This window comes from Paracoccus maritimus, assembly GCF_025195095.1.
In the GTDB taxonomy this organism is placed as follows: domain Bacteria; phylum Pseudomonadota; class Alphaproteobacteria; order Rhodobacterales; family Rhodobacteraceae; genus Paracoccus; species Paracoccus maritimus.
This window is the reverse complement of sequence record NZ_JANAVZ010000022.1, coordinates 1-26,199: the sequence shown is the minus strand read 5'-3', so window position 1 is coordinate 26,199 and position 26,199 is coordinate 1. Positions and strand designations below refer to the sequence as shown.

The 26,199-nt window shown below is 65.4% G+C and carries 25 protein-coding genes and 1 pseudogene; 19 read left to right on the top strand and 7 right to left on the bottom strand.

Going from position 1 to position 26,199, the window contains the following annotated elements:
- From MU516_RS18630 to MU516_RS18610, 5 genes and pseudogenes are all read left to right on the top strand, one after another.
- Positions 1 to 97: pseudogene (locus tag MU516_RS18630) on the top strand (IS5/IS1182 family transposase); the annotation flags it as partial.
- Positions 98 to 414: 317 nt separating this feature from the next.
- On the top strand, positions 415 to 1,449 hold the full coding sequence (locus tag MU516_RS18625; protein ID WP_425606887.1) for an MlaE family ABC transporter permease: 1,035 nt from the start codon (positions 415 to 417) through the stop codon (positions 1,447 to 1,449).
- Positions 1,446 to 2,225, top strand: a complete 780-nt coding sequence (locus MU516_RS18620) for an ABC transporter ATP-binding protein (RefSeq protein ID WP_260278718.1) — start codon at positions 1,446 to 1,448, stop codon at positions 2,223 to 2,225. The genes MU516_RS18625 and MU516_RS18620 overlap by 4 nt, the downstream gene beginning before the upstream one ends.
- 4 nt (positions 2,226 to 2,229) lie before the next feature.
- Positions 2,230 to 3,465: an MlaD family protein gene (locus MU516_RS18615; protein ID WP_260278717.1), complete on the top strand. Its 1,236-nt coding sequence runs from the start codon at positions 2,230 to 2,232 to the stop codon at positions 3,463 to 3,465.
- A 7-nt stretch (positions 3,466 to 3,472) separates the two neighbouring features.
- A complete protein-coding gene (locus tag MU516_RS18610) occupies positions 3,473 to 4,102 on the top strand; it encodes an ABC-type transport auxiliary lipoprotein family protein (protein WP_260278716.1) in 630 nt (209 codons plus the stop codon).
- Here MU516_RS18610 and MU516_RS18605 read toward each other — a convergent pair whose 3' ends face one another.
- A complete protein-coding gene (locus MU516_RS18605) occupies positions 4,103 to 5,119 on the bottom strand; it encodes a LacI family DNA-binding transcriptional regulator (RefSeq protein ID WP_260278715.1) in 1,017 nt (338 codons plus the stop codon).
- 92 nt (positions 5,120 to 5,211) lie between these two features.
- On the opposite strand from MU516_RS18605, the gene MU516_RS18600 reads away from it, so the two are divergent.
- The 5 genes from MU516_RS18600 to MU516_RS18580 are packed head-to-tail and all read left to right on the top strand — an operon-like array spanning position 5,212 to position 10,778.
- Positions 5,212 to 6,264, top strand: a complete 1,053-nt coding sequence (locus MU516_RS18600; protein ID WP_260278714.1) for a sugar phosphate isomerase/epimerase family protein — start codon at positions 5,212 to 5,214, stop codon at positions 6,262 to 6,264.
- Positions 6,261 to 7,355, top strand: coding sequence for a Gfo/Idh/MocA family protein (locus tag MU516_RS18595; RefSeq protein WP_260278713.1), 1,095 nt, complete (start codon positions 6,261 to 6,263; stop codon positions 7,353 to 7,355). Before MU516_RS18600 ends, MU516_RS18595 begins: the two co-directional genes overlap by 4 nt.
- On the top strand, positions 7,352 to 8,836 hold the full coding sequence (locus MU516_RS18590) for a sugar ABC transporter ATP-binding protein (RefSeq protein ID WP_260278712.1): 1,485 nt from the start codon (positions 7,352 to 7,354) through the stop codon (positions 8,834 to 8,836). The genes MU516_RS18595 and MU516_RS18590 overlap by 4 nt, the downstream gene beginning before the upstream one ends.
- Entirely contained in the window at positions 8,833 to 9,801 is a 969-nt protein-coding gene (locus MU516_RS18585) for an ABC transporter permease (protein ID WP_260278711.1), read from the top strand. Before MU516_RS18590 ends, MU516_RS18585 begins: the two co-directional genes overlap by 4 nt.
- A 17-nt stretch (positions 9,802 to 9,818) precedes the next feature.
- A complete protein-coding gene (locus MU516_RS18580; RefSeq protein ID WP_260278710.1) occupies positions 9,819 to 10,778 on the top strand; it encodes an ABC transporter substrate-binding protein in 960 nt (319 codons plus the stop codon).
- A 13-nt stretch (positions 10,779 to 10,791) separates the two neighbouring features.
- Here the strand turns inward: MU516_RS18580 and MU516_RS18575 are convergent, their stop codons facing one another.
- Both MU516_RS18575 and MU516_RS18570 read right to left on the bottom strand, forming a co-directional pair.
- Positions 10,792 to 11,550 carry a gamma-glutamylcyclotransferase gene (locus MU516_RS18575; RefSeq protein WP_260278709.1) on the bottom strand — a complete coding sequence of 253 codons (759 nt, stop codon included), beginning with the start codon at positions 11,548 to 11,550 and terminating at the stop codon, positions 10,792 to 10,794.
- Positions 11,551 to 11,649: 99 nt separating this feature from the next.
- The gene (locus MU516_RS18570; RefSeq protein WP_260278708.1) at positions 11,650 to 12,204 is read right to left on the bottom strand and encodes a cytochrome b; all 555 of its coding nucleotides are present in this window, start codon (positions 12,202 to 12,204) and stop codon (positions 11,650 to 11,652) included.
- 136 nt (positions 12,205 to 12,340) lie between these two features.
- Here MU516_RS18570 and MU516_RS18565 point away from each other — a divergent pair, with 136 nt between their 5' ends.
- Genes MU516_RS18565 through MU516_RS18535 form a run of 7 tightly spaced genes read left to right on the top strand, consistent with a single transcriptional unit; the run spans position 12,341 to position 19,911 of the window.
- On the top strand, positions 12,341 to 13,048 hold the full coding sequence (locus MU516_RS18565) for a CDP-alcohol phosphatidyltransferase family protein (RefSeq protein WP_260278707.1): 708 nt from the start codon (positions 12,341 to 12,343) through the stop codon (positions 13,046 to 13,048).
- Positions 13,045 to 14,586, top strand: a complete 1,542-nt coding sequence (locus MU516_RS18560; protein ID WP_260278706.1) for a sulfatase-like hydrolase/transferase — start codon at positions 13,045 to 13,047, stop codon at positions 14,584 to 14,586. The genes MU516_RS18565 and MU516_RS18560 overlap by 4 nt, the downstream gene beginning before the upstream one ends.
- Positions 14,583 to 15,533 carry a lysylphosphatidylglycerol synthase transmembrane domain-containing protein gene (locus MU516_RS18555; protein ID WP_260278704.1) on the top strand — a complete coding sequence of 317 codons (951 nt, stop codon included), beginning with the start codon at positions 14,583 to 14,585 and terminating at the stop codon, positions 15,531 to 15,533. The genes MU516_RS18560 and MU516_RS18555 overlap by 4 nt, the downstream gene beginning before the upstream one ends.
- Positions 15,533 to 16,519, top strand: a complete 987-nt coding sequence (locus MU516_RS18550; RefSeq protein ID WP_260278703.1) for an ABC transporter substrate-binding protein — start codon at positions 15,533 to 15,535, stop codon at positions 16,517 to 16,519. Before MU516_RS18555 ends, MU516_RS18550 begins: the two co-directional genes overlap by 1 nt.
- Entirely contained in the window at positions 16,419 to 17,306 is an 888-nt protein-coding gene (locus MU516_RS18545) for an ABC transporter ATP-binding protein (RefSeq protein WP_425606886.1), read from the top strand. The genes MU516_RS18550 and MU516_RS18545 overlap by 101 nt, the downstream gene beginning before the upstream one ends.
- Complete coding sequence (locus MU516_RS18540) at positions 17,303 to 18,859, top strand: ABC transporter permease (protein ID WP_260278700.1); 1,557 nt, start codon at positions 17,303 to 17,305, stop codon at positions 18,857 to 18,859. The genes MU516_RS18545 and MU516_RS18540 overlap by 4 nt, the downstream gene beginning before the upstream one ends.
- The gene (locus tag MU516_RS18535) at positions 18,856 to 19,911 is read left to right on the top strand and encodes a glycosyltransferase family 4 protein (protein WP_311319124.1); all 1,056 of its coding nucleotides are present in this window, start codon (positions 18,856 to 18,858) and stop codon (positions 19,909 to 19,911) included. The genes MU516_RS18540 and MU516_RS18535 overlap by 4 nt, the downstream gene beginning before the upstream one ends.
- A 43-nt stretch (positions 19,912 to 19,954) precedes the next feature.
- On the opposite strand, the gene MU516_RS18530 is transcribed toward MU516_RS18535, so the two are convergent.
- The 4 genes from MU516_RS18530 to MU516_RS18515 all read right to left on the bottom strand — a co-directional run bounded on the left by MU516_RS18530 (position 19,955) and on the right by MU516_RS18515 (position 24,094).
- Positions 19,955 to 21,061, bottom strand: a complete 1,107-nt coding sequence (locus MU516_RS18530) for an ABC transporter ATP-binding protein (protein ID WP_260278699.1) — start codon at positions 21,059 to 21,061, stop codon at positions 19,955 to 19,957.
- Positions 21,062 to 21,065: 4 nt separating this feature from the next.
- Positions 21,066 to 21,923, bottom strand: a complete 858-nt coding sequence (locus MU516_RS18525) for a carbohydrate ABC transporter permease (RefSeq protein ID WP_260278698.1) — start codon at positions 21,921 to 21,923, stop codon at positions 21,066 to 21,068.
- Positions 21,913 to 22,785 (bottom strand): carbohydrate ABC transporter permease, encoded by an 873-nt coding sequence (locus tag MU516_RS18520; protein ID WP_209058680.1) that lies wholly within the window; start codon positions 22,783 to 22,785, stop codon positions 21,913 to 21,915. The genes MU516_RS18525 and MU516_RS18520 overlap by 11 nt, the downstream gene beginning before the upstream one ends.
- A gap of 67 nt (positions 22,786 to 22,852) precedes the next feature.
- The gene (locus MU516_RS18515; protein WP_260278697.1) at positions 22,853 to 24,094 is read right to left on the bottom strand and encodes an ABC transporter substrate-binding protein; all 1,242 of its coding nucleotides are present in this window, start codon (positions 24,092 to 24,094) and stop codon (positions 22,853 to 22,855) included.
- A gap of 188 nt (positions 24,095 to 24,282) precedes the next feature.
- Between MU516_RS18515 and MU516_RS18510 the strand changes: the two genes are divergently transcribed.
- Both MU516_RS18510 and MU516_RS18505 read left to right on the top strand, forming a co-directional pair.
- Positions 24,283 to 24,987: a response regulator transcription factor gene (locus tag MU516_RS18510; protein WP_260278696.1), complete on the top strand. Its 705-nt coding sequence runs from the start codon at positions 24,283 to 24,285 to the stop codon at positions 24,985 to 24,987.
- On the top strand, positions 24,980 to 26,199 hold a 1,220-nt coding region (locus MU516_RS18505), incomplete at its 3' end, for a sensor histidine kinase (RefSeq protein WP_260278695.1). The genes MU516_RS18510 and MU516_RS18505, both read left to right, overlap by 8 nt.

The window sequence follows — 26,199 nt, the reverse complement described above, 5'->3', positions numbered from 1 at the left end:
CAAGGACTGGCGCCGGATCGCCACCCGCTACGACAGATGCCCCAAGGTCTTCCTGTCGGCCATCGCTTTGGCCGCCGCCGTCATCTTCTGGCTATGACAATCAATGAGTCTGGACTCTAGGTCGTCCAACGACTAACGTGAATCGTTACCCACACATCGATTCCGGGACGTGATGAATCGGACAATCGGAACTGCATCGCGACCGCTGAAATGCGGGTTTGCGCGGCAGCGCCGATTCGCTAGGATGGCAGTCGTCACGGATCGGCAAGAATGCAACGCGGGATCAAGGCGCTGACGAATCACCAAAATTCCGACGCAGGACACCAAGGAGATACCAAAGGTGTGATATCGGTAGGGCCCCCTGCCAGCGACGATCCCGAACGGTCGACCCTGACCCAGTCGCGTCATGGAGACATGCTGGAATTGGCCGGTTCCCTGAATGTCTGGACCTTGCCACAGATGCCGCGCCGTGCGCCGCCGCAGCTTTCGATCGCCATGCTGGAACGCCTGGATACCGCCGGTGCGTGGTATCTGGCCCGCGCCCGCCAGCAGGGCAGCCGCCTTCACGGGGGCAGCGCCGCGCAGGCCAGCCTGATCGACACCGTGGCCAAGGCGCTGCCCGTCGCCGATGACGTTCCCGCACCGACACCGCGCCTGCGACGTGCACTGGCCGAGACCGGGCGCAATGTGATCGCCGCGCTGATCTTCTTTCGCGAACTGGCAGAATATCTGGGCCGCTTTCTGGCCGCATTCTGGCGAGGCATCCGCCACCCTCCGCAGTTCCGCCTTACCTCGCTGATCCATCACTGCGAGCAGACCGGCCTGCGGGCCGTGCCCATCGTCACGGTGATGTCGTTCCTGATCGGTGTGGTGCTGGCATTTCAAGGCGCCACGCAGCTGCAGCAATTCGGGGCCGAAGTCTTTGTCGTGGACCTGATCGCGATTTCGGTGCTGCGTGAACTGGGTATTCTGCTGACCGCAATCATCGTCGCCGGGCGCACGGCCTCGGCGCTGACAGCCTCGATCGGGTCGATGAAGATGCGCGAGGAAATCGACGCGATGCGAACCCTTGGGCTTGATCCGGACATGGTGCTGATGCTGCCGCGGATCCTGGCGCTGATCCTGATGCTGCCGATCCTTGGACTGCTGGCCGATCTGTCGGGTTTGCTGGGTGGTGCGATGATGTCGTGGATCACGCTTGGCATTTCGCCTCCGATGTTCCTGTCCCGGCTGTCGGATACCGGGGTCGGCAATGTCATCGCGGGGTTGGTCAAGGCGCCGGTCTTTGCCGTCATCATCGGTGTCATCGGATGCCATGCGGGGATGAAGGTTGGCAAGGACGCGGAATCCCTGGGGCGCATGACCTCGGCCGCGGTGGTCAACGCGATCTTTGCCGTCATCGTCGCGGACGCGCTATTCTCGATCCTTTTCGCCGAGATCGGACTGTGAGCGCCGCGAATGTCATCGAGGTGCGCGGCTTGCGGACCCAGTTCGGCGATCACGTCGTCCATGACGGTTTGGACCTTGATCTGCGGCGTGGCGAGATTCTTGGCGTGGTCGGCGGGTCGGGCACAGGGAAATCGGTCCTTCTGCGCAGTATCGTGGGGCTGATCCGACCCCGGGCGGGCAGTATCAGCGTGCTGGGGCGTGATGTCGGCGCGCTGTCCGGAGCCGCGCGCGAGGCGCTGGAACGGCGTTGGGGCGTGATGTTTCAGGACGGCGCGCTGTTTTCGGCCCTGACCGTGCGCGAGAATGTCGAAGTACCACTGCGCGCGGTGCCGGGTCTTGCGGACGCGGATCGCCGCGCGCTGGCCGGGCTTAAGGTCTCGATGGCGGGGCTGCCCGTGAAGGCCTGTGATGCTTTTCCGTCCGAGTTGTCGGGCGGCATGCGCAAGCGTGCCGGTCTTGCCCGCGCGCTGGCCCTGGACCCCGAGATCGTGTTTCTGGACGAACCGACCGCCGGGCTGGATCCCATCGGCGCGGATGCCTTTGACCGGTTGATCGTCGCCTTGCGCGACGCGCTGAACCTGTCGGTTTTTCTGGTCACGCACGATCTGGATACGCTGCACAGCTGTTGCGACCGGATCGCGGTTCTGGCGGAAAAGCGTGTGCTGACCAGCGGTACCATGGCCCAGATGTTGCAGATCCAGCATCCATGGGTGCATGAATATTTCCACGGGCCACGCGCCCGTGCGGCGATGTCGTCGCGACGGAAAGGCGATTAGGCAGATGGAAACCAAGGCGAATTACGTGCTGATCGGCGCCTTCGCGATTGCTGGATTCCTGGGCATGATCGGGTTCCTGATGTGGTTTTCGAACCTGCAGCTGAACCGCCAGTTCGCCTACTATGATGCCTATTTCCCCGAGGTGACGGGGCTGACCGTGTCTTCTCAGGTACTGTTCGCGGGCCTCAATGTCGGCACGGTGGTAGATATGCAGTTGGCGCCGGACAATTCGGCATCGGTGCGTGTCCGGCTGGAGATCGACGAGGAGACCCCGGTTCGCGCGGATTCGCGCGCCTCGATCGAATCTTCGGCGGTCACCGGCATCTCGACCGTCTCGATCACCCCGGGAACCGGCACCGCCCCGTTGCTGCGAGAGGCGTCGTCGGAATCGGTACCAGTGATCCTGTCCGGTCGGTCGACGCTGCAGACATTGGGCGAACAGGCCCCGCAACTGCTGGCGCAGCTGAACGTGCTTGCCGAACAACTGACGACGCTGCTGGGGGACGATAACCAGGCGCGGGTCGCCCAGATTCTGACCAATGTCGAACGATCGACCGGCAATCTGGACCAGACCATGGCGGATGTGTCGAAGGCGACCGAGGCCGTGTCGGCAGCCGCGACCGATCTCGCAGGCTTCGGCGATCGTCTGCAGGATCTCAGTCATTCCGCCGACAAGACGCTGGCCCAGGTCTCTGGCGCGGCGGAAGAGGCGCGAACCGCACTTGCCGGCGTCAACGGCTATGTCAGCGAAGATCTGACACCGCTGACCAATCAGTTGCAGACCAGCGTGGCGGCACTGCAGGGCGATCTGTCCCGGATTGCCGGCCGTGCCGACACGACGATCGACAAGCTGGACCGTGCGCTGGATAGCACGACCGGAACCTTTGACGCCGCGGGTGCGGTGATTGCCGATCTGGGTCCGGTCTTTGCGGATCTGCGCCAGACACTTGGCCGTCTGGACGACGCGCTGGCCGGCCTGCCGGATGATGTTCCGCTGATCGCTGCGCGGTTGCGCGATGCGGCGGAATCTGCCGCCGGCGCCTTCGATTCCCTGCGCGCCATGCTGGACAGCTCGCGCCGGCCGGTGCAGGCTTTCACGCGCGACGCGCTGCCGCAATTCTCGCGCCTGTCGCAGGAATTGCGAGGGCTTGTCGCGAATATGGATCAGCTTGTCTCGTCGCTGAAACGAAATCCCGCGCAGATCCTTCGGGGTCAGCCCACGCCCGAATTCCGACGTTGAGGTGCCCATGTTTCGTTCCGCCGCCCTGCTTCTGTCCTTGACCGCTTTCCTGCCCGGTTGCGCGGCCCTGTCCGCGCTGCAGGGCGAGCCGAACCGCGACGTGTTTGAATTGCGGGCCCCGTCGGTCGGGTCGGGGCAATGCGGTCGGGGACGGCTGGCAGAGCTGGTGGTCGAGCCGCCGAAGGCGCGTGGCACGCTGGACAGCAACCGGATCATGATCCGCCCGTCTCCGTTGCAGACCCAGTATCTGCCGGACGCTATCTGGGGCGATCCGGTCCCTGCGACCTTGCAGCGGCTGCTTGTCGAGACGCTTGGCGGATACGATGCCTTTACCCATGTCGGCCGCGCGCCGCTGGGGGTTGCCGGCGACTATGCGTTGATCAGCGAGATCGGCGCCTTCAATGCCGAACTGGCTGGCGACGGTGCACTGATCCGCATTGCTGTGGATGCCCAACTTGTGCGGGAAAGCGACGCCACGGTTGTGTCGCGCGGCCGCTTCGCCAGCAGTGCCGAAGCCGCCAGCACCCGAACGTCGGATCTGATCCCGGCCTTCGACGCGGCAGCGCAGGATACGGTCCGCCAGATCAGTGCATGGGCACTGCGCGGGATCGGCGTCGAACCGGGCAGGTGCCGCTGATCACTCCGGTGGTGCGGCTGTCGTTTCACGCAGCATCAGGCGCGGCTGCACCAGGGTCACGGGCATGATGTCCCGACCGGCGATGCGGTCCAGGATCAGCTGCGCGGCCTGACGACCGATGTCACGCTTGGGCTGGCGGATCGTCGTAAGTGCGGGGGTCAGATGCGATCCCATCTCGATATCGTCGAAGCCGATGATCGACACATCGCGTGGCGTATGGATGCCTGCGCGCAGCAGCCCGGCCATGAACGCACAGGCCATCTCGTCGGAAAAGGCAAAGATCGCGCGGGGCCGATCCGCGACCGGCAGATCCAGCCACATCCGCGCCGCGTCCTGCCCTGCCTGCAGGGTGAAATCGCCGGGAAACATGGTCAGCCGCGACGCGCCAGCAACATCGCGAACACCGCGCATGCGCGCCTGGTGCAGCACATTCGCAGGGGGGCCGCCGATCACGCCGATATGGGTGTGGCCAAGCTGCAGCAGATGCCGCATCGCGATCCGCGCGCCCTCCTGATTGTCCAGCATGACCCCAGGCAGCGCCAGCCCTTCGACCCATTCACAGGCGGTTATCACCGGCGGAAGGTCACAGCCGATCGGATCACCGGGCATCGTGACCAGACCGTCCAGCAGGATGATCCCATCGGCACGCGACGGATCCATGAACCGTTGCAGTGCCGTATCTCGACCCTCGCCCTCCAGCGTGTCGGCCACCAGAAGGTCATAGCCTGCCCTGGCCAGTTCGCGGCCCATCCCGTCAAGGATCTTGGCAAAGAACGGATTGCCCAGATTCGGGACCAGAGCAACCACCGTTCCGGTCCGCTGCTTGCGCAGGTTTCGCGCCGCATGGTTCATGCGATAGCCGGTGGCGGACACCGCCGCGATCACGGCCTCGCGGGTCGGCTCGGCGACCATCGCCGGGTTCGACAGCACGCGACTGACGGTCGAGGCGGACACCCCTGCCAATCTTGCGACATCTGAAAGCCGGGCTCGGCCGGGGGGCGGGGCGCGCTTGTCCATCGCCAGAGGTTATGCCCGCGGCGACGGCACCGCAAGAATTTGTTTGCAATCGATTGCAGACCAGTGCAGCCTAGTCGCAAGGGAGAGGAATCATGCAGACGATCAAGGGACCGGCGCTGTTTCTGGCGCAGTTCATCGGTGACGCCGCGCCATTCGACAGCTGGGACGGGATTACCCGGTGGGCCGCCGATTGCGGCTATACGGGCGTGCAGGTTCCGACATCCGACCCGCGGATCCTGGACCTGGACAAGGCCGTCGAATCGCGCGTCTATCGCGACCAGTTCCTGGGCGTCGCGCAAGACAACGGCGTCGAGGTAACCGAGCTTTCAGCCCATCTGCAGGGTCAGCTTGTTGCCGTGCATCCTGCCTATGATGCCGGGTTCGACGCCTTTGCCCCCGCCGATGTGCGCGGGAACCCTGGCGCGCGCCAGGGATGGGCGGTCGATCAGGTGGCCAAGACGATCCGCCTCAGCCATCTTCTGGGTCTGGACCGGATGGCGACATTCTCGGGGGCCTTGGCATGGCCCTATCTTTATCCGTGGCCACAGCGCGCGCCGGGGCTGGTCGAGACGGCCTTCGACACGCTCGCGGAACGCTGGCGTCCGCTGCTGGATCTGGCCCAGGATCAGGGCGTCGATATCTGCTTCGAGATCCATCCCGGGGAAGACTTGCATGACGGCATCACGTTCGAGATGTTTCTTGACCGCGTCGGTGGGCACCGGCGGGCGAACATGTTGTATGATCCGTCCCACTACTTGCTTCAGCAGCTTGATTACCTGCAGAATATCGACATCTATCACGACCGCATCCGGATGTTTCACGTCAAGGATGCCGAGTTCAACCCGACTGGCCGGCAGGGCGTCTATGGCGGCTTCCAGTCATGGGTCGATCGAGCGGGGCGGTTTCGCAGCCCCGGCGATGGTCAGGTGGATTTCGGCGCAATCTTCTCGAAACTGACCGGCTACGGGTTCGACGGTTGGGCGGTTGTCGAATGGGAATGCGCGTTGAAGCACCCTGAAGACGGCGCAAGGGAAGGCGCGCGCTTTGTCCGCGACCAGATCATCCGGGTCACGCCGCACGCCTTCGACGATTTTGCCGCCAGCGACGTCGACCCCGCAGCGATCAAAAGGGCTTTGGGACTATGAAACCGATCCGGCTTGGCATGGTAGGCGGCGGCAGCGGTGCGTTCATCGGCGCGATCCATCGCATCGCCGCCCGGATGGATGGAAATTTTGCGCTGGTTGCGGGTGCGTTGTCATCTGACCCCCAGCGGGCGCGGAGCAGCGCCGAAGATCTGGGCATCCGCGGCTATGACGATTTCGCCGACATGGCCAAGGCCGAAGCTGCGCGCGATGACGGGATCCAGGCCGTCGCCATCGTCACGCCGAACCACATGCACGCGGACCCTGCGGTGGCATTTCTGGACGCGGGCATTCACGTGATCTGCGACAAGCCGTTGGCCGCGACGCAGGAACAGGCAGCCCGCATCGCCGATGCCGTACGGCGCAGCGGCGCGCGGTTCTTCTTGACGCACAACTATTGCGCCTTGCCGATGCTGCGCGAGGCGCGCGCGATCGTGGCCGAGGGCGGCGTGGGCGATCTGCGCCTGGTGCAGGTCGAATATCTTCAGGGCTGGTTGTCCGACCCGGCACAGGGAAAGCAGGCCGAATGGCGCACCGATCCCGGCCGCGCGGGGGCCGGCGCCCTTGGTGACATCGGAACGCATGCATGGCAGTTGGCACAGTTCGTCACCGGGCAGACGCCCTCGCACCTGTCTGCAGAGGTGTCCAGCATCGTGCCTGGTCGGCCCATCGATGACGACGCGCGCTGCGCCCTGCGCTATGCGTCCGGCGCCAAGGGCGGGTTGTGGGTCAGCCAGGTCGCGGTCGGGCAGGAAAACGGTCTGTCCCTGCGGCTGTTCGGCACGGCCGCCGCGCTGGAATGGCGGCTTTCCGCGCCCGAACGGCTGATCCTGACACCCAAGGACGGGCCTGCGCGCATCCTGACCCGTGCACAGGATCGCAGTCAGTCCTATCGCACCCCGCCGGGTCATCCCGAGGGCTATCTTGAAGGGTTCGCCAATCTCTACAGCGACATCGCCGCGATCATCCGGGGCGATACACAGCTCGCCGACCGCGTTCCGGGGCTGGCCGATGGCCTGTCGGGCATGGCGTTCATCGCGGCGGCGCAAGCATCGTCTTCAGCCGACGGCGCCTGGGTCGAGGTCGCGACATGACCGTTCTTGCCCTGCATGGCGTCTCGAAAAGCTTCGGTCCGATCGAGGTTCTGCACGACGTCGATCTGGCGCTGGATCCCGGTCAGGTTCACGCCCTGATCGGCGAGAACGGCGCAGGCAAATCCACGATCATGAAGATCCTGGGCGGGTTTCTGGACCCTACCGAGGGGCAGATCCTTCTGGACGGCAAGCCCGTCCGCTTTTCCAGCGGTCCCGAGGCCGAGGCGCAGGGCATCGTCGTCATCCATCAGGAATTCAACCTTGCCGCCGATCTCAGCGTGGCAGCAAACGTGTTCCTGGGCCGCGAGCCGGGTGGTCTGCGGCTTGATCACAAGGCCATGCGCAGGGATACGGCCGCGCTGCTGGCGCGACTGGACACGCGGATCTCGCCCGACACGCTGATCCGCGATCTGTCCGTGCCGGATCGCCAGATGGTCGAGATTGCCAAGGCCCTTTCGCGCAACGCCCGCGTCCTGATCATGGACGAACCCAGCGCCGTGCTGACCCATCGCGAGGTGGGCACGCTTTATGACCAGATTGACCGTTTGCGCGCCGATGGCGTGGCGATCCTGTATTGCTCGCACCGGCTGGACGAGGTGGCGCATCTGGCCGACCGGATCACCGTCCTGCGCGACGGTCGCGTCGTCCGTCAGGCGATGCGGGGCGAGATGACAGAGGACGACATGGCCGCCGCGATGGTCGGCCGCGAATTGCAGGATTTCTATCCGCCCAAGGGTCGCCCGTCACCGGATCCCGCGCTGGATTTGCAGGGGCTATCGGTTCCCGGCAGGGTCCACGATGTCAGCCTGACCCTGCACCGGGGCGAAGTTCTGGGTATTGCGGGGCTTGTCGGCTCGGGCCGCACCGAACTGGCCGAAGGGATCGTCGGGTTGCGTTCCGCGACCGGCGAGATCCGTGTGAACGGCCAGAAGGTCGCGATCCGCAATCTGCGCGACGCCTTCGACTCGGGGCTGGCCTATCTGACCGAGGACCGGAAAGAGGCCGGGCTGCTGCTGGACAAGGGGCTGACCCAGAACCTGACGCTGGCAGATCTGCCGCGCTTCGGTCTTTGGAGGCTGGACCAGCGGGCCGAAACCGAGGCCCTGGCCCACGCGACGCAGGAATTCGACATCCGCGCCCCCGACCCTGCGATGATCGCGGGCAAGCTGTCTGGCGGCAACCAGCAGAAACTGCTGCTGGCCAAGACCATGCTGCCGGACCCGCAGATCATCATCATCGACGAACCGACACGCGGGATCGACGTGGGCACCAAGCAGCAGATCTACGCCTTTATTCGCCGTCTTGCCGACGAAGGCCGCAGCCTGATCGTCATCAGCAGCGAGATGGCCGAAGTGATCGGCCTTGCAGACCGTGTGCTGGTCATGCGCGAGGGACGCATCGCGGGCGAAGTGACCGGCAAGGACATGACCGAAGACAAGATCGTCCGTCTCGCGATGGGCGTCAGCGGAGAGGCCGCATGAAACCTGACCTTCACACACTGGGCCCGTTGATCGCACTGATCGCGCTGATCGTTTTGGGCGCGCTTCTGAATTCGGCCTTTCTGGCGCCGGCCAACATCACCAATGTCCTGGCGCGTTCCGCCTTCATCGGGATGATCGCGGTCGGCATGACCTTCGTCATCACCGCCGGCGGGCTGGATCTGTCGGTGGGGTCGATGGCCGCGTTCCTTGCCGGCATCGCGATCATTGCCATGAACGCCGCCCTGCCGGGGCTGGGCGAGAATTGGGGCACCATCCTGATCGGGATGGGCGTCGCGATCTTGGGCGGCATCGCCGCAGGCTTTCTGAACGGTGCGCTGATCACCAAGGCCAGGATCGAGCCCTTCATCGTCACGCTGGGGACGATGGGGATTTTCCGGTCGCTGGTCACATGGCTGGCCGACGGCGGCACGCTGAGCCTGGATTACGGCCTGCGGACGCTGTACCGGCCGGTCTATTACGGCGGTATCGGCTGGGTGACATGGCCCATCATCGCCTTCGCGCTGACCGCCTTCGCCGGCGAATGGATCATGCGGCATTCCCGCTTTGGCCGCCATGTCGAGGCAATCGGCTCGAATGATCGCGTGGCGCGCTATTCGGCCATCGATGTCGGGCGCGTCCGGCTGCTGACCTATATGCTGCTGGGTCTGCTGGTCGGACTTTCGACCGTGCTCTACGTGCCCCGCCTCGGGTCGGCCTCGGGTTCGACCGGCGTCCTGTGGGAACTTGAGGCGATTGCCGCCGTCATCATCGGCGGCACGGCGCTGAAAGGCGGCCGCGGTCGCGTCTGGGGCACCGTCGTCGGCGTGCTGATCCTGTCGCTGATCGACAACATCCTCAATCTGGCGGATCTGGTCAGCCCCTATCTGAACGGCGCGATCCAGGGCGTCATCATCGTTCTCGCCGTCGTCTTGCAGCGAGAGAAACGCACCGCCGACGAGCGGTAATACAGGGAGGAAAATCAATGCAACGCAGAAACCTCATGAAGGCGGCCGCGCTGGCCGCAATCCTGGGCGGCGCTGGCGCGGCCTACGCGCAGGACGCTGAAAAGAAGATCATCGGCGTGTCGATCCCTTCGGCGACGCACGGCTTCATGGGCGGCCTGAACTGGCATGCCCAGGACAGCATCGAAAGGCTGGGCGAAACCTATCCGCAGCTGGAATTCGTGCTATCCACCGCCGGCGACGCGGCCAGCCAGGTCAGCGACATCGAAGACATGATGGCCACCCGCAACATCGACGCGCTGGTGGTCCTGCCCTTCGAATCCGAACCGCTGACCGCGCCTGTCGCCGCCGTCAAGGACGCGGGCAAATTCGTCACCGTCGTCGATCGCGGCCTGTCGCAGGACGGGATCGAGGATCTTTACGTGGCCGGTGACAACACCGCCTTCGGTCGCGTCGCGGGCGAATATTTCAGCGAAAACCTTGAGCCCGGCAGCAAGGTCGTCGTCCTGCGCGGTATTCCGACCACGCTGGACAACGAACGTGTCGAGGCATTCCAGGCCGCCCTTGAGGGATCCGAGATCGAGATCCTCGATATGGAACATGGCAACTGGAACCGCGACGACGCCTTCACGGTCATGCAGGATTTCCTGTCGAAATACCCCGAAATCGACGCGGTCTGGGCCGCCGATGACGACATGGCGATCGGCGTTCTGGAAGCGATCTCGGCAGCCGGGCGCAGCGAAGAGATGTGGGTGATCGGCGGCGCCGGCATGAAGCAGATCGTCGAAAGGATCATGAACAACGATCCGCAACTTCCGGTGAACGTGACCTATCCGCCGGCGCTGATTTCGTCCGCGATCGAGATGACGGCGCTGAACTTCGTCTCGAACGCGCCGATGGCAGGCCGTTACATCATCGGCAGCCAGCTGATCACGCCCGAGAACGCCGAACAGTTCTACTATCCCGACAGCCCGTTCTGAGAGCCCGCGATGGTCAGCCCGGCCGCCCGCCATTTTCGGCGTCGGCCGGGCCCATCGCACGGATTTCGTCAGCCACCAGCGATTGCAGCCGCCACAGGTTGCGATCGTTGATTCCGAATTCTCGCAGATGCAGCACTGTGTTGTGCAGGTATTCCGCACATGATCCGACAGGCCCACAGGCTCGGGCCAGGATCGGCGCGACCTGATCCAGCGGCTTGCGGCTTTCCACCCGGTCTCCGCGCGGACCTGCCCAGAAGACCAATGCCCGCACGCGCCCTTGCCGGGTATGGACCGGGATCCAACGGATCATGTCCACATTCTGGTGAAACCGGATCTCGCGCATCAGAAGCCGGCGCAACTGCGCATGACGGTCTTCATCGGGCAGCCGATAGATCACCCCGTCGCAGCGTCCGCCGCGTTCAAGCGCCATCATCAGGCCGTTCTGCCGGGGCGATCCGCGCCAGCGTGTCATGCGCAGGCAGAACGACCGGTGCCAGCCATAGGCCGTCGCCCGGCGATGGTCCACGGCGTCGAAATCTGGTTTCCAGATCAACGAGCCATAGGCGAAAAGCCACAGCGGATCATCGCCGCATTCCCGTTTGTAGCGGGCGGCAAGCTGATCCACCTCGTTCTCTTCAAGTTGGGTCCAACCCGGCTCGGGGCCCAGATCCGGCTCGTCCCGCAAGCTGCGCTGAACCAGTTCGGGGGTCAGATCCATCGCCTTGTGCGCAGGGCGGGCCACCTGCCGGTCGTCCATGCTGTCCTTGGCCATCTAGGGTCCGTCACATTCCTGTCCTGCCCCTACCCTAACGATCATGCCGCGACAGACCAGCCCCGCATGCACGGCGATTTCAACCGCAGAGGCTGCGCCCTAGTCGCGCGGGCGGACAGGCGGCCAGATCCGCGACCAGACGCCATCGCGGCGGATCAACCCGTGATGCAGTGCCGCGCCGATATGCACCGCAAGCACCGCGATCAGCAGCAACGCGGCAGCGTAGTGCAGACCCTTCGCGGCATCTGCCAGCGCCTCGGACTTGGCAAGCCACGGCCCCGCACCCAGACGGTCCAGAAGCTCGATCGGGAAGCCGCCCGCGCGGACCCTGACAAACCCGCTGATCGGCATCACGATCAGCAGAAGATACAACAGCCAATGCGACACCGCCGCCGCGCCGCGCTGCCAGCCGGGCAGGGATGATGGCAAGGGCGGCGCGGGGTGGCGCAGACGATAGATCAGCCGCAGCAAGATCAGAGGTATCAGGATGACGCCGATATTCTTGTGAAACAGGAACAGCGTGTCCTGAAGCGGCCGGGCAATCCCCTGTTGCGTCATGATCAGCCCGGCGGGGATCATCAGCAGCACCGCAGCCGCGATGATCCAGTGAAAAAGCCGCGCGGGCGTCTGGTAGCTGTCTGAATGCCGGGTCATCATGTTTCCTCTTGCGACCTGAGTCTAGCGCCCGCGAACCGTTCTGCCTAGCGGGACAAAGGCTTTGCTTGACGCTGCACGGGCTTCGCATAGGCTTGGCCGAATGTGTGCAACCCGCCCCGTCACTTCTGATCTCATGCGGCCCCCGGCTGCGATGTTGCCGCTGTCGCTTCAGCTGGCCATCTGCGCGCTGGCAGGGGTCGCAGTGATGCAGCTGTGTCGGCATGGCGGTGCGGCGGGCGACGCGACGGACTGGTGGATCGCTTCGGTGCTGTATCTGGCGGCGTCGGGCGCTGTTCTCATGCTGATGCGCCGCTTTTATCCCCATTCCCGGATCGGCGGCTGCAACGCCGTGACATTGCTGCGCGCCGCGCTGGTCGCCGCTTTGCTGCCGCCTCTGGCGGCGGGCGAGGCGGCGGGACTGACGGTTGCCATCATCGGGGGGGCTGCCCTTGCGCTGGACGGGGTGGATGGCTGGCTGGCACGGCGCAGCGGTCTTGCCTCGGGGTTCGGCGCGCGGTTCGACATGGAGGTCGATGCCGCATTGGCGCTGATCCTGTCGCTGCATATCCTGTCGGGCACCAAGGTCGGAGCCGAGATCCTGTTGCTGGGGCTGACACGCTATGTATTCGTGGCAGCGGGTGTGGTCTGGCCTGCGCTGACCGCACCGCTGCCACCACGGTTCCGGCGCAAGCTGATCTGCGTGGTTCAGCTGGCGACGCTGGTCCTGCTGCAATTGCCGGCACTGCCCGCGGACCTGACGATCTGGCTGGCCCGTCTGGCGGGGGCCGCGCTGCTGTGGTCCTTTGCCGTCGATATCCGATGGCTGTGGAGGCATGCATGACCCATGGCCCGCTGCGTCTAGCGCTGGCCGCCGCTGTTCTGGCCGCCGTTCTGGCGCTGCCGCCGGTCAGCGGGCCCGGCATTCTGGTGATCGAACTTCCATTGCTGCTGGCCGCGTTGTGTCTGATCGGCGGGGTGGCGCGGGTCGTCGTGACAGTCGCGCTGTCGTTGCTGGTCGTTCAGAAAATCGCCGATCTGGCGATGCAGCAGGCGCTGGGGCGCAATTTCAACACGGTGGCCGACCTGCCGCTGATCCCCGCTTCGATGAACCTGATCACGGGCAGTTTCGGGCAGCTGGCGGCGGTCGGGGCTGCGCTGATTGCCGCACTTGCGGCGTGCGGCATCATCTGGTCGATCTGGTGGGCGACCTGGCCTTGGGCCTCGCGCGTCTGGCGGCCGCAAACCCGTCTGGCGGCTGTGGCCGTCTGCATCGTCATGCTGGCCCTTCCGATGACAGGGGTGTACGCGGCGGATAACGGCGCCTATGCGCTGTCGAAGATGCAGCTTGCGCGCCAGACCGTCGCGGATCTGCGGAACCTGCGTCGGGCAGCGGCAGAGGATCCGTTTGCAGGGCAAGCGGGTCTTCTGGACCGAATTGACCGTGACGTGCTGGTGATTTTCGTCGAAAGCTATGGCCGGGCCAGTTTCGACGTGGACTTTCATGCCGAACGCCACCTGAAGACGCTGCGCCGCGCGCAGGCACGGCTGGAACGCGCAGGGCTGTCGATGCGGTCGGGATTTCTGTCGGCGCCGACGCAGGGCGGGCAAAGCTGGCTGTCGCATGCCAGTTTCGCCAACGGGCTGTGGGTCAGCGACCAGACCCGCTATCGCGCGGTGGTGGCCAGCGGACGCCGGTCCATCTTCCATCTGGCCCGAGACGCGGGCTTCGCGACAGCCGCAGTCATGCCCGCAATCACCATGCCCTGGCCCGAGGCGCAGCGGATGGGGTTCGACCATATCCTGCCCGCCGCGGAACTGGGTTATCGCGGCAAGCCGTTCAACTGGGTCACCATGCCCGACCAGTTCACGCTGACAGCCGCCGACCGGATGTTGCGAAGCGATCCGGACCGGCTGAATCTGTTTGCCCAGATCGCGCTTGTTTCCTCGCACGCGCCGTGGACGCCTGTGCCGCATTTGCTGGACTGGGACGAAATCGGTGATGGCACCGAATTCAACGCGATGGCAGTCTCGGGCGACAGCCCCCGTGATGTCTGGCGCGACCGCGATCGCGTTCGGCGGCATTACCGCGATTCCGTCGACTATGCGCTGCACACGGCTTTGGAATATGCCGAACGTCAGGGGCCGGACGGTCCGCTGATCTTTCTGCTGGGGGACCATCAGGCAGCACCAAGCATCGCGATGGACGATGGCCCCGACGTTGCGCTGCATGTCATCGGTCCGGAAAACCTGGTCGCGCGAACGTCCGGCTGGGGGTTCACCCCCGGACTGATCCCGCCCGAGGGAAGTGACGCCATCCCGATGGACAGGATGCGCGACCTGATCCTGACCAGCTTTACCAACGCCGCGGCGCCGTCATGAGGTTTCTGCGCGCAGCGATTGCCCTTTCGATGCTGGTGCTTGTCTGGATGGCGCTGCGGGGCACCGATGCCAGCGCGCGCCTGGCCGACATGTCCCCAGGATGGGCGTTGGCGGCGTTCATCGCGCTCAGCGTGCAGACATGGCTTTCGGCCTGGCGCTGGCGGCTGACAGCCCGGCAACTGGGCATCCGGATGGGCGCGTTCCATGCGCTTATGGAATATTACCTTGGCCAGTTGGTGAACCAGATCCTGCCGGGCGGCATGGTGGGCGATGTCGGGCGCGCCCTGCGCAGCGCAGGCGGCAACGGCAAGACACCCGCCGCGCTGGCCGTCATATTGGAACGGTTCATGGGCAATGCGATGCTTGTGATCGTGCTGCTGGCCGCCGCCGTCACATCGTGGGCATGGCCGTTGGACCAGCCCCTGCCCCCTCATCTGCCCGCGATCCTGATCGCCGTGCTGTCGATCGCCGTCCTGGCGGCGCTAATCGTCGCCCGCGCCTCGGGCCGTGTCGCGGCGACCGTCCGGCAGGCGGTATCACTTGGTCTGCTGGCCCCGGGCGTGCTGCCGCGCCAGATCCTGCTGAGCCTTGGCACGGTGCTGGCCAATATCGCCGCCTTCGCTCTGGCCGCCCGCGCCACCGGCAGCACGCTGCCGCCGCTGACCGCGTTGATCCTGATACCCCCGATCCTGTTCGCCATGATGATCCCGATCTCGGTCGCCGGCTGGGGCATCCGAGAGGGGGCAGCGGCGGCGATCTTTCCGCTGGCAGGACTTGGCGCCGGGGCCGGTCTGGCCGCCAGCGTGGCATTCGGCCTGTTGTTCCTGACCAGCAGCCTGCCGGGGCTTGTTGCGCCCATATTGCGACATGGCGGGAACGCAAATGCGCGTCGGGGTGTTTGCCCATCAAGGTCCGCGCCGGACAAACCCAAGATGGAGGTTTCGTGATGTCTTCCCCCACCCTCACGCGGCGCGGGCTGCTGGCGGCCGCAACCGGCCTCGCCGTGCTGCCCTTCGCGCGCCGCCCCGCCCTCGCGGCGACGCCGGTCAGCCTGCAATTATCATGGCTGCATTCGGTGCAGTTCGCAGGCAGCTATCTGGCGCAGAAGAACGGCTGGTGGCAAGACGCCGGTCTGGACGTGTCGCTGCTGCAGGGCGGGCCGAACGCGCCGGTCGAGCCCCCGGTCGTGTCCGGAACCGCGTTGGTCGGGATCTCGGCCGCCGATTACACCGCCGCCGCCGTGGCGCAGGGGGCGAATTTCAAGATTATCGGCGTCGCGATGCAGAAGAACCCGTTTGCGATCGCCTCGCTGGCCGACAATCCGGTCGCCACACCCGCCGATCTGGAAGGCCGCAAGATCGGCATGGCTCTGGCCAACACGCCGGTCCTGCAGGCGCTGTGCACGCTGAACGATGTCGATTTCGACGCGATCCAGATCGTGCCGACGCAGTATTCCGCCCAGCCCTTGGTGTCCGGCGAGGTCGACTGCCTGCTGTGCTGGGAAACCGACCTGCCCGTCGCGATGGCCATCAACGGCATCGACGCGCGAACCATGCTGATGGCCGATCACGGCTATGCGGTCCATTCCCAGACCTATATCGCGACCGAAGAAAGCCTGCGCGACCACCGGGCGGAACTGGTCGCGCTGATGTCGGGCGAGGCACGCGGATGGGACGCCTATCGCGGCGACACCGACGCCGCGGCCGAACTTACGGTGCAGATGTTCCCGGACGCCGGTCTGGACCTGCCCACGCAAAAGCTTCAGGCGGAACGTCAGGTGCCGTTGATGTTTTCCGACCTGACCGACCAGCATGGGTTTGGCTGGTTCAGCGATGACAGCGTTCAGGCCAATATCGAAACGCTGGCCCTTCTGGGGCGCGAGGTCACGCCCCAATTGTGGGATCGCTCGATCCTCGAAGAAGTCCATGGCTGACACCGACGGCCGCGCACGGATTGTCTGCACCGGACTAAGCAAGGCGTTTCCCGGCGGCCTGCGCGCCGTCGCGCCGCTTGACGTGACCTTCGACGCAGGCGCGACCACGGCGCTGGTCGGACCTTCGGGCTGCGGAAAATCGACGCTGCTGCGGTTGATCGCCGGGCTGGAGGAACCCAGCGAGGGCGAGGTGCGCATCGACAATCTGACCCCTGCCCGGCAGAGGTCGCGGGGCGCGATCTCGGTGGCGTTCCAGGATCCGTCGCTGCTGCCATGGCTGACCGTTCGCGCGAATGTCGCGCTGGCGCGGAAACTTGCTCGGCAACCGCCCGACCCGGTCCTGGTCGAGGATCTGATCGGTCTTGTCGGCCTGTCGGGGTCCGAGGACACGCGACCAGCCGCCTTGTCGGGCGGCATGCGCCAACGCGCCGCGATTGCCAGGGCGCTGGCGACGCGGCCGCAGATCCTGCTGCTGGACGAACCCTTCGGCGCGGTGGACGAACTGACCCGTCGGCAACTGGCCCGCGACCTGCCGCCGCTGTGGCAGCCGCGCGGCACGACGACATTGCTGGTCACCCATTCCATCCACGAGGCGGTGACGCTGGCCGACCGTATCCTTGTACTCAGCCCGCGCCCGGCACGGATCGTCGCGGATATCGCCGTGCCGCTGCCGCGTCCGCGCGGCCCAGAAATGACGGACAGCGCCGAGTTCCGCGCACTGGTGACCCGAACCTCCGAGGCGCTGGCGCAGGGCGACGCCGACAACGCCCCGATGGCGGCGCAATGATGCGCGCGGTGGCCGTCGGCCCGCCGCTTTTGGGCGGGGGCGTTCTTATCCTTGGATGGGTGGCCTTGGCTGCCGCCCTGCAAGGCGGCCATCTGGTTGCAGGTCCGGCAGAGGTCGCGGGGTGGATCACCACGAATCCCGGCCTGATCGGACGCGCCTTGGGCGCCACCCTGGCCAACGCCGCGCTGGGGTTCCTGGCTGGTAATCTGGTCGCCGTCGCACTGGCCGCGGTGGCGATGATCTGGCCGCGCCTTCTGAACCTTGTTTCGGGACTGGCGCTGGTGGTCTTCTGCCTGCCGCTGATCGCGACCGGCCCGATCCTGCGAGTCCTGATGGGCCCAGGCGACGGCCCGCAGATCGTTCTTGCCGCGCTGGCCGTCTATTACACCACGCTGATCCCGCTGCTGACCGGCCTGCGCGCGACCCCCGCGGTCTGGCTGGACCTGGTCCACAGCTATGGGCGCGGCCGCTGGTCCGAGTTGATCCATGTCCGCGCCCGTGCCGCCCTGCCCTATCTGTTCGCGGGTCTGCAGATCGCCGCACCGGCCGCGTTCCTTGGCGCAATGGTGGGCGAATTCACCGGCGCCGAACGTGGCATGGGCGTCTTGACCATCCGCTTCATGCGGGCGCTGGACGTGCCGGCGCTGTGGGCGATCGCGGCGCTGGCTGCGGCTGTCTCGATGGCGGTCTATGCCGCGATCGGCGCGCTGGCGCGGGCCGTCTTGCACGACCGCCCGCCAGTGATCCTTGCACCGCCGCGCGTCATGGGGGGGTCCCGTCCGGAACGGGTCATGCAGCCCATCCTGCTGGTCGCGGTGGTGCTGGTCTTGTGGTGGGGGGCCATGGCGCTGCCGGGCATGAATCCGTTTTTCGCCAAGTCCCCTCTGGACGTGATGGCCGCGCTGACCACGGCGCCCCAGGCAGCCGCGACCCGCGATACGTTGTGGACGGCACTGGCCGAAACGGCGGTATTCCTGCTGCCCGGCTATCTGGCCGGGTTGATCCTTGGCGCGGGATTGGCCGTCGCGCTGGTGATCGTGCCGAACCTGTCGGCGCTGGTCATGCCGATCGCCGTCGCCCTGCGGTCGGTGCCGATCGTCACGACGGCACCGCTGATCGTGCTGTTTCTGGGGCGCGGCGCGCTTGGCACGATTTCACTGGTCGCAGTGATGGTGTTCTTTCCGACGCTGGTTGCTTGCCTGCACGGGTTGCGCCAGGCGCCGGGGCAGATCCTTGACGTGTTCCATACCTATGCCGCCGGGCGGCTGCGCCAGATGGCGCATGTCCGTCTTCCCGCGATGCTGCCCGCGCTGTTCGCCGCCGCCAGGATGAGCGTTCCTGCCGCGATCCTTGCCGTTACGGTGGTCGAATGGCTGACCACCGGTCGCGGTCTGGGCAGCCTGATGGCGCTTTCGGCTTCGGTGTCGGACTATAACATGCTGTGGGCAGCAGTCGTCGTGGTCACGACGATTTCGGCCGTCTGCTATGCCGGTGTCGCAGCCGTCGAACGGCGCATCCTGTCCATCTATGCCCCCGAACAGGTCCGCCGGTGATCCCCGCCGCCTTTGCGATCCCGGGGGACATCGACACCCTGACCGGCGGCTATCTGTACGAAAAGCGGCTGCTGTCGGGCCTCCGCGATCTGGGACACGATATGCAGCATCTGGAACTGCCTGCCAGTTTTCCGGATGCCGGTCCCGACGACATGGCACACGCGGTCGGCATGTTGCGGTATCTGGACCCGGCCCGCCCGCTGATCCTTGACGGGCTGGTGTCCGGCGCCATCGACCCCGCCGGGCTGGCAACTGTTCGTGCCCCGGTGATCGCCATGGTCCACCACCCGCTGGCGGAAGAAAGCGGGCTGAGCGCTGCGCGCCGCGCGCAGCTTCTGCAGACCGAGCGGGAAAACCTGCGACTGTCGCGGCATGTACTGGTTCCCAGCCCGCATACGCGCCGGATCCTGATCGACCGCTATGACGTGCGGCCCGCGAAGATCACCGTGGCCCGGCCCGGCGTGGACAAGACACGCCTGCCCCGCGCCCCGGTCAGCCCGCCCCTGATCCTGTCTGTCGGCATCCTGCATCCGCGCAAGGGCCATGACGTGCTGATCGCGGCCCTGAGGCGGATCGCGCATCTGGACTGGCAGGCGGTCATCGTCGGCAATCCGTGGGACAGATCCCATGCCACCGCCTTGCAGGACATGGTGAGCGCCAGCCCTGTCGCAGAGCGGATCCAGCTTGCTGGCCGCCGGGTCGGCGACACCCGGCTGCGCCGCCTTTACGCCCGCGCATCGGTCTTTGCACTGGCGACCAGATACGAGGGATACGGCATCGTCTTCGACGAGGCCTTGCTGAACGGATTGCCGGTGGTCAGCTGCGATACCGGTGCAGTGCCCGAGACGCTGCCCTCCGGCACAAGATTGCTGACACCGACCGACGATCCGGCGGCGTTTGCAACGGCGCTGGAAAACCTCCTGTCTGACGGGGCGCTGCGGGAACGGCTGACCCTGGCGGCTGAAACGGCCGGTCAGGCCCTGCCCGATTGGCGCGACACGGCGACGACCGCCAGCAAGGTCATTGCGGCGGTCGCAGGTTCGGAACGCTGAGCGCAGATCGCGCGACGATCAACGCCGCGCGAATCTTTCACATTCAGTTCAGGCGGCTGCCGTCCTGTGGCGAGAAATAGGACACTTTCGACAGATCGAACGCCAATGGAAAGCGCGTCTTCGCCACCACCGCGCTTTCGGCGCGCAGCCGTGCGGTCACCGGTTTGCCGCCCAGATGCGTCACGGCAAATGTATCCGCGCCGGCGGGCTCGACCACGTCGATCATGACATCGCCCCCCGCACCTTGGGCATTTTCGGGCAGATGCGCCTGTCCGGTCGCCTCGTGGATGTCTTCGGGACGGACACCCAGAACGATTTCGGCCGGCAGATCGCGCGCGACCGGATCGGTGATGACCAGCGGCTCGGCCCCATCACGGTCTATCTCGATCCGGGTCACGCCGTCCTGCGGGCGCGCCCGCGCCGGGATCAGGTTCATCGCCGGGCTGCCCATGAAATCGGCCACAAACATGTTGGCCGGGCGATTATAGATCTCTGCCGGGGTGCCGATCTGCTGGATCACGCCTGCCTTCATGACGACGATCTTGGTGGCCAGCGTCATCGCCTCGATCTGGTCATGAGTGACATAGACGATGCTGGCGTTCAGATCCTGATGCAGCTTCTTGATCTCGGTCCGCATGCTGACGCGCAACTTGGCGTCAAGGTTGGACAGCGGTTCGTCGAACAGGAACAGCTTCGGATCGCGGACCAGCGCCCGGCCCATCGCCACGCGCTGCCGCTGGCCACCGGACAGCTGGCCCGGCTTGCGATGCAGAAGCTGTTCGATCTGCAACTGACCCGCCACCTCTTTCAGCTTGCGGTCCTGCGTCGCCTTGTCCACCCCGCGCACCTGCATGCCGAAGGTGATGTTCTTGGCCACCGACATGGTCGGGTACAGCGCATAGGACTGGAACACCATCGCGATGTCGCGATCCTTGGGGCTGACGCCCGTCACGTCGCGGTCGGCGATGCGGATGGTGCCGCCGGTGATCGGCTCCAGCCCCGCGATGCAGTTCAGCAGCGTGGACTTGCCGCAGCCCGACGGGCCGACCAGCACCAGAAAGTCGCCTTCTTCGATGCTGATATTGATGTCGTGCAGGATATGGGTTTCGCCATAGGATTTCTGCAGGTGGTCGATTTCGAGGATCGGCATGGGATCACCCTTTCACGGAACCGGCGGTCAGACCGCGGATGAAGTATTTCCCGGCGACGACATAGACCAGAAGCGTGGGCAGCGCGGCGATGATCGCGGCGGCCATGTCCACATTGTAGGCTTTGACGCCGGTGGTGGAGTTGACGATGTTGTTCAGCGCGACGGTCACGGGCTGGCTGCCCGGCCCGCTGAAGCTGACCCCGAACAGGAAGTCGTTCCAGATCTGGGTGAACTGCCAGATGACCGAGACGGTGATGATCGGCAGCGAGATCGGCAGGAAGATCGACCAGAAGATGCGGAAGAAGCCCGCCCCATCTACCTTAGCTGCGCGCACCAGCTCCTGCGGGATGGTGACATAGTAGTTGCGGAAGAACAGCGTGGTGAAACCGATCCCGTAGATGACATGCACGAAGATCAGCCCCGGAATCGTCCCCGCAAGCCCCATCAGGCCCAGCATCCGCGCCATCGGCATCAGCACCACCTGGAACGGGATGAAGCAGCCGAACAGGATCGCGGCGAAGAACAGGTTCGCACCCGGAAACCGCCACTGGGCGAACACATAGCCGTTCAGCGCGCCGACGATGGTCGAGATCATCACGGCGGGCACCGCCATCAGGACGCTGTTCCAGAAGAACGGCCGCAATCCTTCGCATTGGGTGCCGGCACAGGCACTGGACCAGGCCTCGATCCACGGTTGGAAGGTCAGACCGCGCGGCAGCGCAAGCAGGCTGCCGGTACGGATTTCCTCAAGGCTTTTCAGCGACGTGGTCAGCATCACGAAAAGCGGCAGCAGATAGAACAGCGCAAACAGGATCAGGATGCCGTAAAGACCCCAGCGCAGTATGGTTGTATTACTGGTCACGGCGCGGCCTCAATTCGCTGTAAAGATACGGGACGACGATGGCGAAGATGACCATCATCATGATCATTGCGCTGGCGGCCGCCTGACCCAGATCCCCGCGCGAGAATGCCATCGCATACATGTAGGTCGCGGGCAGATCGGTCGCATAGCCGGGGCCGCCATTGGTCAGCGCGATGACAAGATCGAAGGCCTTGATGGCCAGATGCGCCAGAACGATGAAGGCGGACAGGAAGATCGGCGCCATGGTCGGAATGATGATCGCCGAATAGATCCGGCGCGTCGGAATGCCATCGACCTGCGCGGCACGGATGATCTCGGTATCCACCGATCTGAGTCCGGCCAGGAACAGCGCCATGACAAATCCCGATGCCTGCCAGACGGCGGCGATGACGATGGTATAGATCGCCATTTCCGGCCGGATCAGCCAGTCGAAGGCAAAGCTCTCGAACCCCCAGCCGCGGACCATTTCCTGGATACCCAGACCCGGGTTCAGGATCCATTTCCAGGCCGTGCCAGTCACGATCAGCGACAGAGCCATGGGGTAAAGATAGATCGTGCGCAGCACACCTTCAGCCCGGATCTTCTGATCCAGGAAGATCGCCAGCATCAGTCCGATCAGCATCGAGATGATGATGAACAGCGCCCCGAAGATATAGAGGTTGTTCATCGCGACGTCCCAGCGCGGCGAGGCGAACAGCCGGGTGTATTGCCCGAAGCCATCAAGCTCGTATCGCGGCATCAGCTTGGATCGCGTCAGACTGACCCATGCGGTCCATGCGATAAAGCCATAGACGAAGATCAGGATCGCGACGAAGGACGGCGCAAGCACCAGCTTGGGCACGTTGCGTTCAAGCCATTCCATGTCCGGAGGTCCCCCCAAATGATAAGGCCCGCGCCGAAACGCTTCGCCGCGGGCCGTCTTTGCGTGATTACATCTGCGAGGCGGCGACGGCGTCGGCCAGTTGCTGCACCGCGTCCTCGGACGACATGTCGCTGTTGAAGAAGTTCGTCACGACATCGGTGATCGCGCCGGCCTGCGCACCGCGCAGCGCCATGCCGTGGGCATAGGACGGCAGCAGCGACCCGTCTTCGGCGTCAGCGCTCATGTCCTGGTTGGACTGCTTGGCGCAATCGTCGAACTCGTCCAGCGCCACATCGGTGCGGGCGGGGATCGATCCCTTGTTCAGGTTGAACGTCTTCTGGAAATCAGGACCCATGATCAGCTTGGCCAGCAGTTTCTGCCCCTGCTGCTTGTCCTCACCCTCGACATTGAAGAAGGCAAAGCTGTCGACGTTGTAAAGGAACCCGTTGCCCGGCGTCGGCCAGCAGACGAAATCCACCCCCGGCTGCTTGCCGGCGGCCAGGAACTCGCCCTTGGCCCAGTCGCCCATGATCTGGAATGCCGCCTCGCCGTTCATCACCATGGCGGTGGCCAGGTTCCAGTCGCGGCCCGAGAAATTGTCGTCGACATAACCGCGCAGGGTGCGCAATTCGTCGAAGACGCCCTTCATGGTGTCGGACTTCAGCGCCTCGGGGTCCAGATCGACCAGCGCCTTCTGGTAGAAATCGGCGCCCTGCCCCAGCACGACGGTTTCGAAGATCGTCGCGTCCTGCCAGTTCTGGCCGCCATGCGCCAGCGGCGTGACGCCCGCCTCTTTCAGCTTTTCGGCGGCGGCATTGAATTCTTCCCAGGTCGTCGGCTGGGTGATGCCGTGTTCATCCAGGATCTGCTTGTTGCCCCAGATCCAGTTGACGCGGTGCACGTTGACCGGTGCCGCACACCACTGGCCATCGCATTTCATGTGTTCGGCCAACTGCGCGGGCAGGACATCGGCCCAGCCATTCTCCTCGGCGACCGAGCCGATATCGGCCAGCCCGGTTTCCTCGTACCATTCCTGGATCGCCGGACCCTTCAGCTGCACGGCGGTCGGCGCGTTGCCGGCCAGAACGCGGGCGCGCAGGGCGGTCATCGCGGCATCGCCGCCACCGCCGGCCACCGGCATGTCGGTCCAGGTGCCGCCCTCGGCCTTGAACTGGTCCTGCAACACGGCGACGGATTTCGCCTCGCCGCCCGATGTCCACCAGTGCAGAACCTCGGCTGTCGGCTCGGCCATCACCGGGCCAGCCAGCATCATGGCGGTCGAAGCCGCCAGAACGGATTTCATATACATGGATCCTCCCAGATCTTTGTTGCACGGACTCGCGGTCCGCGTCGGCCATCATCATGCCAAATCCACAGCCATGACGACAACGCGGATCAGCCATGCGTGCAGCAGAAATCCCCGCGCCACGTTACAAACTGTTACGAAGCCTCACGCGGGGCTGCTAAGAACGCCCTGAATGCGCGGAGGATACGCCGATGAGCCTGCACCGGCTGCTGATCGTCGAAGATGACGCCGAGATGGCGGCGATGCTGGCCGCCTATCTGCAACGGCAGGGATTTCACGTGACCTGCACCGAAAGCCGCGCGGCCGCGCTGGCCGCGCTAAGCGCCGCGCGGGTCGATCTGATCCTGCTGGACGTGTCCTTGGGTGACGATGACGGGGTTGCGATCTGCGCCGAGATCCGCGCAGCCCAGGATGTGCCGATCATCATGGTCTCGGCCTTGTCCGCGGATCATCAGCGGATGGCGGGATACGAGGTCGGGGCCGACGACTATATCGCCAAACCCTTCAATCCCGAACTGCTGCTGGCGCGGATCCGGGCGGTGCTGCGCCGCGCCCATCGCGCACCCAGCCTGACGCATCGCAGGCGCGACGCCGTCTGCCGCTTTGCCGATTGGCGCTATGACGCCCGGCGCGACGAGGTCACGGCACCCGGCGGTTGGCAGGTGGCGCTGTCCTCGCGCGAGACGGCGTTGCTGCGCGTCTTCCTGGCGAATCCGCTGATCCCGCTGAGCCGCGAGGAAATCGCTGCCGCGCTGGACGATGAAGAGGCAGCCGAAGGCCGCGCGATCGACATGCTGGTGGGCCGGTTGCGGCAGAAGACCGATACCGCGCTGATCCGGACCGAACGCGGCACCGGCTATGTCTTCGCGGCCGAGGTGACGCGCAGCGATGTTTAGGCGTCTCAGCCTGCGCTGGCTGGCCAGCCTTTGGGTGGTGCTGGCGATCATCGTCGGCGGATCGGGCGTCTGGGTCTGGATGTCCTCGGAAACGGCATGGCGCACGCATCTGGTGCAGGCTTATGTTGCCGGGCTGGCGCTGCATGACAGCCTGCTGAATGGCGGCGCCCTGCCCGACGGGCTGGAGGTGACGCAGCTTGCCGTGCCACCCGTGCTGCCCGCAGGCTGGCGCGAGACGCGGATCAGCCTGACCGGCGGACGCCCCGACATGGCGCAGGGTCCGCGCCTGTCGGTGCGCATCCAGTCGCCGGATATCCAGTATCCCGCTGCCGAGGTGCAAAGTTTCGGCGGCGGATCACAGGCCGCGGGACTTGCCTCGGTCACCCGCACCCTGGCGCGGTTCTGCAGCGAACCGCGGCTGTTCGTGCAACTGGACGACGGGGTCTGGAGCCGGATCGACGGCATCCCCGTGTGGGGCTGCGACGCCGCGCCGCCGGACCGGCGCCTTTTGGCCGCAGCCATCCTGTTCGGCGGGCTGGGATTGCTGCTTGGCTGGGTTGCCGAAGTATCGTCCGCCTTCAGCAATTTCGCCGCCGCCCTGCGCGATCACCGCGCCCGCACCGCCGCCCTGCCCGTCGGCGGCGTCGAAGAACTGCGCCAGACCGCCGAGGCGGTGAACGCCTATGTCGCACAGGACCGCGCGGCGCTGGAAAACCGCGCGATGGTGCTGTCCGGCGTCAGCCACGATCTGGGAACGCCGGCAACCCGCCTGCGGCTGCGCAGCGCGTTGATCGAGAACGACGAGCTGCGCGCCAAGCTGGAACGCGACATCGACGAGATGACCAGCATGATCGACGGCGTGCTGACCTATACAAGGGCCGAGATCGGATCCGAGCCATTCCGTCAATTGTCGCTCAACTCTCTGGTCGAGGCTGTGGTCGCCGATTATCAGGATGTCGGCCTGCCGGTCCGGATGGTCGCGCCGCCCGCGCGGCGCACCGGGGCCGGCACGCTGTTCGCGCGTGCCGCGTCGCGCGAGATGCCTGATCCCCACACGATCCTGATGCGCGGTCAGCCGACCGCACTGCGCCGCGCGCTGTCGAACCTGATCGACAACGCCCTCAAATATGGCCGCGAGGCCGAGGTGGCGGTGGACGGTGATGCCGACGACGCGTGGATCACCGTCACGGATCGCGGGTCGGTCCTGACCGG